The 11,679-nt window shown below is 42.1% G+C and carries 12 protein-coding genes; 4 read left to right on the top strand and 8 right to left on the bottom strand.

Features of this window, described 5'->3' with window-relative positions; translation table 11 throughout:
- Nucleotides 1-314 precede the first annotated feature (314 nt).
- From ABIX36_RS17340 to ABIX36_RS17360, 5 genes are all read right to left on the bottom strand, one after another.
- On the bottom strand, nt 315-1,457 hold the full coding sequence (locus ABIX36_RS17340; RefSeq protein WP_348083430.1) for a DUF3095 family protein: 1,143 nt from the start codon (nt 1,455-1,457) through the stop codon (nt 315-317).
- A 16-nt stretch (nt 1,458-1,473) separates the two neighbouring features.
- Complete coding sequence (locus ABIX36_RS17345) at nt 1,474-2,175, bottom strand: cytochrome P460 family protein (RefSeq protein WP_348083431.1); 702 nt, start codon at nt 2,173-2,175, stop codon at nt 1,474-1,476.
- Between the two features lie 41 nt (nt 2,176-2,216).
- Entirely contained in the window at nt 2,217-3,137 is a 921-nt protein-coding gene (locus ABIX36_RS17350; RefSeq protein ID WP_348083432.1) for a DMT family transporter, read from the bottom strand.
- Nucleotides 3,138-3,213: 76 nt separating this feature from the next.
- Nucleotides 3,214-3,726, bottom strand: a complete 513-nt coding sequence (locus ABIX36_RS17355; RefSeq protein ID WP_348083433.1) for an ester cyclase — start codon at nt 3,724-3,726, stop codon at nt 3,214-3,216.
- Between the two features lie 76 nt (nt 3,727-3,802).
- Nucleotides 3,803-4,321, bottom strand: a complete 519-nt coding sequence (locus tag ABIX36_RS17360; protein WP_348083434.1) for a cupin domain-containing protein — start codon at nt 4,319-4,321, stop codon at nt 3,803-3,805.
- A gap of 752 nt (nt 4,322-5,073) precedes the next feature.
- On the opposite strand from ABIX36_RS17360, the gene ABIX36_RS17365 reads away from it, so the two are divergent.
- The 4 genes from ABIX36_RS17365 (at nt 5,074) to ABIX36_RS17380 (ending at nt 8,468) form a co-directional block, all read left to right on the top strand.
- Complete coding sequence (locus ABIX36_RS17365) at nt 5,074-5,466, top strand: RidA family protein (RefSeq protein WP_348083435.1); 393 nt, start codon at nt 5,074-5,076, stop codon at nt 5,464-5,466.
- 160 nt (nt 5,467-5,626) lie between these two features.
- Nucleotides 5,627-6,637 carry an MBL fold metallo-hydrolase gene (locus ABIX36_RS17370; protein ID WP_348083436.1) on the top strand — a complete coding sequence of 337 codons (1,011 nt, stop codon included), beginning with the start codon at nt 5,627-5,629 and terminating at the stop codon, nt 6,635-6,637.
- Nucleotides 6,638-6,731: 94 nt separating this feature from the next.
- Nucleotides 6,732-8,033: a M28 family peptidase gene (locus ABIX36_RS17375; RefSeq protein WP_348083437.1), complete on the top strand. Its 1,302-nt coding sequence runs from the start codon at nt 6,732-6,734 to the stop codon at nt 8,031-8,033.
- 15 nt (nt 8,034-8,048) lie between these two features.
- Nucleotides 8,049-8,468, top strand: coding sequence for a RidA family protein (locus ABIX36_RS17380; protein WP_348083438.1), 420 nt, complete (start codon nt 8,049-8,051; stop codon nt 8,466-8,468).
- 265 nt (nt 8,469-8,733) lie between these two features.
- On the opposite strand, the gene ABIX36_RS17385 is transcribed toward ABIX36_RS17380, so the two are convergent.
- The 3 genes from ABIX36_RS17385 to ABIX36_RS17395 all read right to left on the bottom strand — a co-directional run.
- The gene (locus ABIX36_RS17385) at nt 8,734-9,693 is read right to left on the bottom strand and encodes a helix-turn-helix domain-containing protein (protein ID WP_348083439.1); all 960 of its coding nucleotides are present in this window, start codon (nt 9,691-9,693) and stop codon (nt 8,734-8,736) included.
- Between the two features lie 780 nt (nt 9,694-10,473).
- Nucleotides 10,474-11,007 carry a RidA family protein gene (locus tag ABIX36_RS17390; protein WP_348083440.1) on the bottom strand — a complete coding sequence of 178 codons (534 nt, stop codon included), beginning with the start codon at nt 11,005-11,007 and terminating at the stop codon, nt 10,474-10,476.
- 358 nt (nt 11,008-11,365) lie between these two features.
- Nucleotides 11,366-11,679 (bottom strand): hypothetical protein (locus tag ABIX36_RS17395; RefSeq protein WP_348083441.1); only part of this gene is annotated, 314 nt, incomplete at its 5' end.

Here is an 11,679-nt window from a genome sequence, read left to right on the forward strand (position 1 = left end):
AAAAGTGATCACTGTTTACCAAAAGAATTAGGTCTCAATGAATATCAAACGAGGAGTGAACAAAGCTGGAACAAGCATATGGCCATGATCGTGCTCGCCCGTTATTCTTAAATGAAGAAAAAAGTTAGGATGAGCAGGATAAATTATGCATGATTACACAGGATGTTATTCAATCGCTTAAATCGACGCTCGGTTTTGTAAAAATGTGCCTGAACCAATTATTGAATTACATACTTACGAAAGACAACTACCAGACAAGCGTTTGGTAAAGAAATCAATGTATTTACGAATTTGACAAAATAGAATTGAAGTAATTAATTATTGATTTTTGCTTTCAGCATACGGGATGCTTGCGTATATCCACCGCCAGAGCCGTCGACAAAGTGTATGTGACCATCCATATGATCTGGTACATAACAGGACATGACCGACGCATTGCTAACATGAATGCCATACAATATTTCCCCGTTTTTTTCAAGATATGTTAAAGCTGAAAGCAGTTGTTTTCGTTTCTCCCGGTTCCCAGAAATGACAGTATTTATCCTGCCGTCGAGTACGAGTGTATCAGACATTTCGACAAGCGTCGTCAGATATGTTTTTCCGCTTCCCGTCTTGAAATAGAGATACTCATAAGCAACCGAAAACCACTCTTTGAGCACTGCATACCATTTTTTCGTGCCTACCCGTACAAGCATTGTCATGCCGACATCCCGAAGGGTTGAATTGATCCGCAGTTTCGATTCAGAGATAGGCTGACGTTTTTTGGGAACGCCATATATATTATCTAATTCGGCCAGTACCTTACTAAATGCTGGCCCCTGATCGTTCAATTTCACAGCAGATACCAGGAGGGTGATCACCTCATCGGTATCAACTGGCGGAGGAATCTGGTCCCACCTGCATTGTAGCCCACTCAGGTCAACTTCAAATTTCCCGGAATCTTCTACCAATCTTATGCTATTGGCTCCTTTGATCAATTGCTCAGCAAAATTAAGCCCGTTCCCAAGGATCATTGGTATAGTGAAGCTTGCTGAACTACTAAATTTGGCAATCTTAAGTGTTTGTCCTGACGCATAAACTTCTGCCACCGACACATTGCCAACTCTCAATGCCAACCCGAAATTACTGGCAGTCTGATTACGGTATATCCATACGGTCTCTAAAACTTCAGCCAGAAGTGACTTTGGTACAAGAAAAGTTGCCCCATCCCCGCCGAAAAAAAAGGGGATTGCTATTTTATGTTTGTGGGCGATATTCAGTACACAAACAATGCTGCCCGTTGCGATGAGGTTAACCGCTTTATGCATACCTTCCGCAACCGCAGCAGTGGATCCGCTTATATCCGTGAGAACAATTTCCCACCCTGGTGGAACTGCAGCGAATAGATGGTCCTTGTTGAAGATAGCGCCCACTGTTCCTTGATGAACTGGCAAAGATTCGTAAAAGTGTTCTTCCATAACAATCAAAAGCTGACTATTTTTGCGTTTTCATGTTTTTTATATATTCTTTTATCGCTTTGTAGTGTTGGTAGTCTTCCACTAAGCCCGGACGGGTGTTCTCATTTTCCGGGTTTCCATCTCCATAACCTTTAGCTGCCAGCATAACCGGGTAGTATTGATAAAATACATCGCCGTCTATGGCGTTATTATTATGACAGCCGGCACACTGAGCCCCCAGAGGTATGGAAGTTTCATTGAGCTTGAGCTTTTTAAAGTCTGCAAATCCAAAATAGTTCCACCCGTTATGCATTGTAGGAAAGCGCTTGCTATCCTTTACTGAGGCAGCTACCTCAAAATGTGCACCCTGGAAAAAACCATGACCAACAGATGAAACGGTATCACCTTGACGCAGCAGTTCTTTTACGATTATAGTTCCTTCTCTCCACTCTCCGTGTATTTTCCAATAGGTAAAGCTAACCGGGTCAACGTATACATTCTGAAAATCCGGGAAAATTACATTTGGATCCTGTGACTTCGGTGTACTGGCAGTGCCCATAAAGACCCATGATCTATAATCCTTGGGACGAACGAGATTATTGCTGTCGTCAAATACAGCATACAGTTTTTCCTGAGGCGAATTTGCAAGCGCAGATTCATTTTTTTTCTTTTCTCCCAGGCAAGACACGATAATGATGGTAACAAACGTAATCGCTAATAATACTTTAATGACTTTCATGTTGCTTTTTTTGAATGATTAATTGATAGATTGCTTTTGTTTTATTTTTGCCAATAGGCTATAATGAGAGCCCCGACGACAATGAGTGAGGCACTTATCTTCTGCCGATTATTCAGCTTTTCCGATAACACTAATGCAGCGAGAACTGTTGTTACCACCGGTGCCAGGGAACCGAGCACACTGACGATCCCTAGTATCCCGCCACGAAATGCATATGCCAGCATAATATCTCCTGCCATGTTAAGCAACATAATCACTAATAAAGCCTTCAGGATATATGCTTTTCGCAGTGACTTCTTCCATGGCACTTTACCAGTAAGGGTGGAAACTAATGTTATAGGGAGTGTGCCGAGTTGAAATCCCCAGATCATCCAGTTTATACTTTTTCCGGCAACAATAACACCGTGGTCGGCAATAGTAAAAGCTGCACCAAAGCAGATCGCAGCAGCAATTGCCAGCAGCAGGCAGGTAGCCGGCCTGAAAACCATACGCGGATGATTCCAGATTACCAACATTACCATACCACGGCACATGGGAATTGTTTCGTCTCCTTCCGACTTTGATGCATAGGTGGTACCTATTATTCCAAGTAATATAACTGTTAATCCTGCTAAGACAAATATATTCGGGATGGTTCCCGTAGCAAGCGAAACTATCACCGGTATCGCAGAGCTTGACGCTACAATGGGGGAGACTACGCCCGCAGGGCCCATGGTTAATGCCCGATAATATAACATATAGGCAGTTCCGTTCGCAATGCCCCCAATGATCCCCCATACCAATGCCGCCATCATGAATGGTTGTTTGCTAACCAGCGCGAGCGTTAATACAAAGATCGCCTGGGTTCCCTGAGTTAACAATACGATGAGTGCTGAGGGCAGTTTGCGGGCCGTGCGGCCTGCAACAAAGTCACCCGTTCCATAACTCAAACTAGCAACAAATGATAAAATCAATGATAGCATATAATGTAGGTTCGGGTTGATTAAAAAGACACTGCCATATTACTAACGCACCTTAATGTATGTCGTCAGCATTTACCTACTTAGCCGTTAGCTGCATAATAAGCCCTAACGAATTATAGAGAGTATGGACATGCAGTAATTTGCCGTTGTCGTCAAAAGTTGCAAATTCAGTAACCTCCAGGCGAATCTTTTTACCTGTAGGCTCTAGTATGCCGTTAGGTGTTGGAATTGGGCCGGTATGAGTGCCTTCCATATAAAAACGAACAGCAGCCTCGTTACCGGATTGTATCAGTTGTAAGTGAGTGATCTTGCCATCCGAAAACATTTTTTTGTCCCTCTTGAGGAAGGTAACAAATGCTTCCCGGCCTTTGAAAGTTTCACCGTTGGGCTGGTTGGCCGATCCTCCATTAATGTCAATAATTACGTTATCATCAACAAGCGCTCCGTTCTTTTCCACCTCACCATTAGAATAGTTAGTGTGGAATTGACGAATGATGGCGCCAGCGTCTATCTTTTTCGCATTTTGGGCATAGGTCATTTGTACGAACACCAGCATTAAAATAGCCAGAAGTGTGAGTTTTGCTTTCATCTCGTTTTTTAGTTTAAAAGTGTTTAAAATTGGTTTTGAAAGTCATTTAGGAAAGTCGGGCCTGATCACATTTATATTATTTGGCAGGCTGTGCCAGTGGCTGTCCTTTTGCAACGATATAGGTTACCACCACTTTGAACGGTACACTTCCGCTTGGCTTGGCGCGGTGCACTCTGCCCGCAGGTATTACGAAACTGTCACCAGCTTTTATAGTGCGTGATGGCTGTCCATCAATTTCGAGGATGGATTCGCCCTCGAGAACGTAGCCGATCTCATTTTCCGCATGACTATGCCGTTCTGCCGGTGCGCTGGGTTGAATCACCGCAACTCCGATGCTTTCTTCTTTAGAGGGATCGGACGCAAGCGGCAACTTTTCAAGTTCTGTCCAGACTATGCCCTTAATGTCTGTGCCGCCGTGCATACCGGATCCAGTGTCACTTACTGCTGTGGTGGCCGCTGAAAGCGCCACAGACGTTCCGGAATCGACAACTTTTGCTTTGCTGTCTGGATTGCCGGTCGAACTTTCAGAATTGCTATTGCATGATTGCACAGCCATAAATGCAGAGATTGCTAATAGATAAATTAACTTTTTCATACTTGGTTTATATAAGTGATTAATAATTCGATGTTCGCTTTGCCCGAATCCGGATATTTTGTTGCGGACAGTTTACTTTTTACACAGTTCTTCGGCAAGTTTTTAAAGCGTTTTTTTTAAATCATCTTTCAGGTTGAGTTCCCATTGCTCAGCCAGAATCAGGTTGTTGACAAACTGATTTATCAGCCCACTTTGTTTCAGGAAGAGGGTGCATATTACGCAGCCATTCACATATGACTTCAGCTGAAACTTGTGGCGATTGAACCCCAATCGATCATGCAAATAATTCAATAGATTTATGGTTTAGTCGGATACATTTGGATAACCTTACAACTTTTATTATTTTTTTTTCTGTAGATATAATAGTTTGGATATTATCCAGCGCTACCAAACTCCTCATGAATTTGCAATGTGGCCATAGCCGCTTAACTGTAGCCGAATCTGGTTCTCTACCTCTTTTGCAACCGGCTAAATGTATCAGCTGCTATTTCCAAAACGTAAGCAATTACATTATATAGGGCAGCCAATTAAATAGTTTTTGATTCTGATCATAAAAGTTGCCTGCTGATTTGTCAAGTGCTGCCGCAAACCTGGCTGAATATTATCATTTATTTATCTGCCATTGAGGAGGTGTCCTCAGACATTCGATTCCTGCTTACACGAAACTCAAAACAATTGTAAGGATTTAAGGAAAGTAACGACTAACCGATTAACAATGTAACGGGATTAAACAATCATCTAAAACAATCAATATGGAAAAACGCGTTATCAATCCTTGGGATTATCAGGACAATTTCGGCTACGTTCAGGCGGTTGAAGTTAAAAATGAACAAGGAACACTTTATTGTTCAGGGCAGGCAGCATTAAGTGCAGAAGGTCAACCCGGCTCCGGGGACATGCCAAGCCAATTAACACAGGCACTCGAAAACTTGGAAACGGTCATTACTGAATCGGGATATCGGTGTCAGGATATTGTCCGGTTGAATATTTTCACTACATCAGTCCAAGAAATACTTGCTTGCTTTGAGGTCTTCACCGGGTGGGCGGCTAAGCACCAGGTGCGGCAGGCAAGCACGCTGCTCGAAGTAAAAGGGCTATTCATTGAATCACTGAAAGTAGAAGTGGAAGCTACTGTTGTTAAGTGACCTTATAAACAGACCAAACCTTGCTAATTACTTGATTTATGGTATAGCCTCGCAGATGCCAGTCACAGTGTTGGTGTCTTGGAATCTACGTACCACGTATTCTTTTAGTTCCGTTTTCTTAAAATGTAACCACAAAATTTAAATAAAAACGCTTCTGAACTTGAAGCAAAATATAAAAAGAACAATGAAAAATTATAGCAAAATCTCAAAATGGCACACATTCAGAAATGTAGCTATTGCGGCAATATTTACGACCTTGACGATTAACGCCTCTGCTCAGAAGGATTCTATGCCACTCGCTCAACCAGGATATTATCATATGGCTTTAGGTGACATTGATCTGATTGCCCTTTCCGATGGCAGCATCGTTCAGGATATGGATAAATTATTGATCAATGTTAAGCCGGGAGAAGTAAAAACCTTATCTAACCTTAACTTTCAAGAGCCTATTGTTGAACTTTCCGTCAATGCATATTTATTCAGATTAGATGGAAAATTAATACTGATAGATGCAGGTACTTCTGAGTTATTTGGTCCTACCCTGGGTTACTTGCCGGAAAGTTTCGCCAGAGCCGGGTTTAAACCTGAAGATGTGGATGCGGTATTAATTACGCATATTCATTCAGACCATACCGGTGGATTGATGCTGGGCGAAAAAATGGTATTTCCAAATGCAACTATTTATGTAAGCCAGCAGGAATACGATTTTTGGCTGACTCCAAAAAATTCTAAAGAAGCCTCAGCTGCCATGAAACCATTTTTTGACCAGGCTTTATTAAAGATGGGGCCGTACGTAAAGGCAGGAAAAGTCAAAACATTCAATTATGACAAGGAACTGTTTCCTGGAGTTCTCCCGATAGCGAGCCACGGTCATACTCCCGGGCATAGTTTCTATAAGGTAACAAGCAAAAATGAAAGCATCGTATTTTGGGGAGATATTATGCACTCTTCCATTGTGCAATTTCCCCGTCCTGAAGTTACGATTGTCTATGACATAGATCCGGTAAAAGCGGCCGAAGCCAGGAAAAAAGCGTTTGCAGACGCGGCGAAGAACAAATATTGGATCGCCGTTGACCATATCTCCTTTCCAGGTATAGGCCGCATTCGTGCCGATGGTACCGGATACAAATGGATCCCCATAAATTATTCAACTACTGGTAATGGACAATAAGCGGCAAATCTGTTTGGGCTTCAAGGCATTTCTGATCTGGGTCTATTGCAGCTTTTCTATCCCTGAGCTCTTTGGGCAGCAAATACCCGCGGCAATGGATTCAATCGAGATCAGGAAAATCTTTGAGCAGGCCTTAACAGGAGAAGGCTTGGATAACGATCTCCTGTATCTTACAAAAAAGATTGGGGCCCGTATATCCGGGTCTGTCAACGCACAGAGAGCTGTTAACTGGGCCAGGAAAAGAATGCTGGAAATAGCCCCTGATACCGTCTACCTCCAGGAAGTTGCCGTACCACATTGGGAAAGGGGTGCAAAAGAAAAATCTTTTATAAGAACTTCTGGTCAACAAATAGCAATGAACGTATGCGCCCTGGGCGGATCTATTGCAACGCATGGACTACTGCACGCAAAAGTAATAGAGGTAAAAAACTGGGCACAGCTGGCATCTTTAAGTGACCGTGAACTAAAAGGTAAGATTGTCTTTTTCAACAGGGCTATGGACCCCAGAGAAATAGAAACTTACCAGGCCTACCTGGGCGCAGTTGATCAGCGTTCAAAAGGTGCTATTGAGGCTGGCAAAAGGGGCGCTATCGGTGTGTTGGTCCGGTCTTTAACATTAAAGGAGGACGATGTTCCACACACCGGGGCTGTGACTTATGACATCAATACCAAAAAGATACCGGCGGCTGCGATCGGCATTAAAAGTGCCAACTTGCTCAGTGCCGCACTGGCAAAGGATCCTAACCTGATCTACTCGCTGAAGATGGAATGTAAGCAGCTTCCGGATGAAAAAAGTTACAACGTGATTGGTGAATTAAGGGGCACAACGTTTCCAAACGAATATGTAACGGTCGGTGCTCACCTGGATTCATGGGATCTGGGAGAAGGGGCGGCTGATGATGGAACTGGTGTGGTGCAGGTATTGGAGGTATTGCAAACCCTTACAAATATGGAGAAAAGACCCGAGCGATCATTTCGGGCAATTTTATATATGAATGAAGAATCCGGTGCTCATGGTGCCGTCCAATATGCGAAAGAAGCAAGAGAAAAAAATGAAATGCATTTGGCAGTATTAGAATCTGATGCCGGAGGATTTACGCCCCGCGGATTCAGGGTAGACGGAAGTTTGGCAGTAGTCAGACAAATCAAGAAATGGATGGAATTTCTCGTCCCATACAAGACCGGCGAGATCTTTCCAAATCAAAGGGGTATCGATTTGCTGCCAATGAAAGAACTATCTAAAGCGCTCATTAGCCTGGAATGTGATGACCAGCGTTTCTTTGATATCCACCATAGCCTTGCGGATACTTACGATAAATTAAACATCAGAGAAGTAAAGTTGGGAGCGGCATCGATGACTTCCCTGTCTTATTTAATACTAAAATATGGACTTTAAAAAAATATAGATATCATGAGCAAACTGGTTAAAATAATACCGATTTTATTCTTCACACTCTCGTGTTTTTGCGGATTTGGACAAGCCGTCAAGCCTGGTCAACCTACTTTTAGTAATTCTGTCAAATCTAATGGATTCTTATTTGTTTCCGGACAGATAGGGGCAGACTTGAGTCTTGTGCCCCCTGTATCATTTTCTGATGAAACGGAATCAGCGATAAAAAAAATTGTAGAAATCCTCCGGATGAATAAGCTTTCGACTTTGAATGTGGTCAGCTGCACCGTGTACCTGACAGATATTAATAACTTTGAGGAATTCAATAATGTCTACAGGAAATCTTTTAGTCCTCCTTTTCCATCTCGCACCTGTGTAGTTGTGCTTCAGCTGGTGCAGAAAGCGCGGATAGAAATTTCTGTAATAGCCAGTTTGAAATAGGCTAGGAGGACATAAAGACTGCTGAGTAAATCTTTCGTTCATTTTTCAACGCTGATTTACTACCACTCAACCCAAAAGTGAACTTCAATAAATGAAAAACTTCGGTATTTGATTTTGAGAATATAGGACTACATATGTTATTGTTATAATTTTTCATGTGGTAGATAATCGTTTTGATCGTGAGTGAAAGCGCAGCATGATTACAAAATCCGGAGCCGGATATATAGAAATTCTACAAGCTGTCCGCTTCTAACTATCCATGACGCTAACTACTACTACTACTGATCTCCGCCCCTCGCGTATTAATTGCGTACCTACTATGGGCCTTTCGGTATTCACGGGGTGAATGCCCGACATTCTTCTTGAAAAAACTTGTAAAATGGGCAGCCTCGCGGAACAAGAGTAAATTCGATATTTCTTTGATTGAAAGCTCCGACGTCAGAAGTGTCTTTGCGACGCCTAGTATGTAGAGTCGGATTTCCTGCTGAACGGTGTGTCCTGTAACCTTCTTGACGATTTGGTTAAGGTAGTTAGGATGGAGATGGAGTTGTTGAGCGATGGATTTGACCGAACGGTCTAACACATTTCGATCGTTCACATTTAGGACCTGCTGTTCTAATAACGCACGAAACCGTGCAAAAGAAAACTTGTTTGTCAGCGAGGCCTGAGATTCCCTTAGCTTATCGCCGAAGTGGTTCTCGTATCTTCTGATGAATAACAGGAGGAGATGGAGATAGCAATTAAGAAAATGGCTATCAGGACATTCACTCTTGGATTCACATAGCAACATCTTAACAACAATACTTATTTCCTCGCTTTGAGTATTGGAGAGTTGAACACCGCTTCCATCACGCTCAAATTGCAAAGATTTCCTGGCGACCAACTCAGAAAGGCCCGCCGACAGTAACAAATAGCTTTCTGAAAAAGTAATGATATAGTTAATTGCCCCGTCCATTACTTTAAATGTTTCGGGAAGAAATTCGAACGGCGGGTAAACAAAAAATCCACAAATACAAAGATTGCCTGCCAACGGGGAACCAGTTGAAGAACATTCCAGCCGGATAACATAGCAGGACAGTGCCCGTGGCCACAAAAAATCGCCGGAAGTTTCCACATCAATCGTATAAATATTAAGAGCTTCGGTAGCCGCTTTTATATGTTGCACATCTTTATATTTTACAGTGATCTTTTGAGCCAGACAAAAACAGCCATCTAAAAAACTCAAATCTCAAACGGTGTTCGTCTGCAATACTATTGGAGGTTCACCATGTGACCTGTTGAAGAGTTCACAGAATGAGGTCATCCCTTCAAGATGTTTGTATAGGCTGTTAGCTATGCTCAGGGATTAACCATCGCTTACAACCACGGGATGATTCGTTTCTGCATTGGTTTCCCGGTAGTTCGACCTGAGATTGTCGTCTATTGTATGTTTGAGTGAATTAAAATTGATAACAGTTCTGCTGGAGAAATATGTACAAAATCATATTTGCTCTTTACTTTGTTAGTCGCCAGTTTTCAGAAAACCTTACAAACAAAAACATGCGTAATCCGAGAATCTTTACGTTGTTGGAGGAAATCGAAAGCTACAATAAGCAAATTGAAGAATGACTTGCTGAAAAAGACTGCAGTCGGTAGTTTGGCCAAACTGACCCACTTTGTGAAACGAAGGAAGTAGGATAAACTATATGATTACTTCTCGAACAGCAGGTATTCAAGCGCATCTTTGTCCTGACTGTTCATTAAGTAGAAGGCATGACCGGAGATTAGCTTTTGCGATGCGGGATGACCCTGATGTAAGTCGGGGTTATTCGGAGGCTGTAGCTTATTGTCTTGGTTGAGTCTTCATCAACTTTTTTTCGATGTAAATACATATAGCCATCGTGATGGAAATTTATGTAGGTATTTCTTTAAAGAATCTCGGAACTCCTTGTTGATAGTTGATTGCAAAAGGGTTTTAACCGGATTCAAGATATGTTTGTACATGAGTTCAGCCGACCCCGGGTCTTTAGAGAGTTGAGGGTTTATGAGCCCTCAGCTCGATTTCTATAAGGAGTCCTGGTAGTGCCAAACCCTTCACTTCTAACCATGAGCCTGAAGGGTATTTAGTTCCATAAATATTTTTCCTGTATGCAGCGTGCTTCACGAACCCGGGCATGTCTGTAGTAAAAATATTCTCAACCACTACATTCTCAAATGTGCATCCATAATGCTTCAATATTTTATCAAGATCTGCATATACATTTTTCATCTGTTGCAAAAGATCTCCCTTTGCAACAAGCACACCCTTATCGTCAATACTTACGGCCCCTGAGATCATGATATCGTTTCCCGTCCTCACAGCATGTGAATACATGAAATTGCTTTCAACTTCAGGTCGAAGATGAAAATATTCAGTTTGTTCAGTTGTCAGAGACTTACCTGCAGAAGGGTTGGGTATATCTGATGGTTTCTCCCGTTTCTCAGTAGGCTGGCAACCAAGCAGCGAAGCCACCGCTAAAGCTACGCAACTAATAAATTTAAGACGGGTAATTATTTGCATTGACGGCATGTTAATTGATTTTGAAGGCAACATAATAAAAATATTTTATGCACGCCGGCAAGCCTTACGGTTAACGGTCCAAATCTTTGAAATGTGTAAGTAATTCTTTGATTCAGCGATATTAAACTCCAAAGACCATGTTAATAAGCGATATCTTATCAATCTTGAATTTTATGACCCATAAAATTGTGGACATTAAAGAAAATGCATCTTCATGCTTATTAACCATTCCCTAAAGTAGGTTCAACACAGGAGAGGGATGCGATTTTTTAGCGATAATAAAAGAGGCCAAATCAGTAAGAAAATGATTTGGCCCCAGTCGATATCCTTCAGATCATTCTTTATAATTGCCTTTCAATTAGTCGCAATAAAAGTTCATGGTCTTTTCAAAAAAGCCATTATTAGGAGTAACAAGAAGTTCTGGAACTCCAAATGGACTTGGCACATACCGCCTGGTAACGTTATCAAACGTGCCTTTCTGTACAGTCGGGAATCCATCAGTGTCATATTCGTAAGAATAATCAATGTTGGTGGTGTCGCTGGTATTATAACGATGGGCTACAATTGAAATGTTTTTGAGCATATTTTTTTCAGCCGAAGTTTCCCGGGCATAAAACAATTGGTGATTGGCTTCATCAGGAAGATATTGTAAGGATGTTTTATTTGCCAGGC

The sequence above is a fragment of the Mucilaginibacter sp. genome, assembly GCF_039925265.1.
Taxonomy (GTDB): Bacteria; Bacteroidota; Bacteroidia; order Sphingobacteriales; family Sphingobacteriaceae; genus Mucilaginibacter.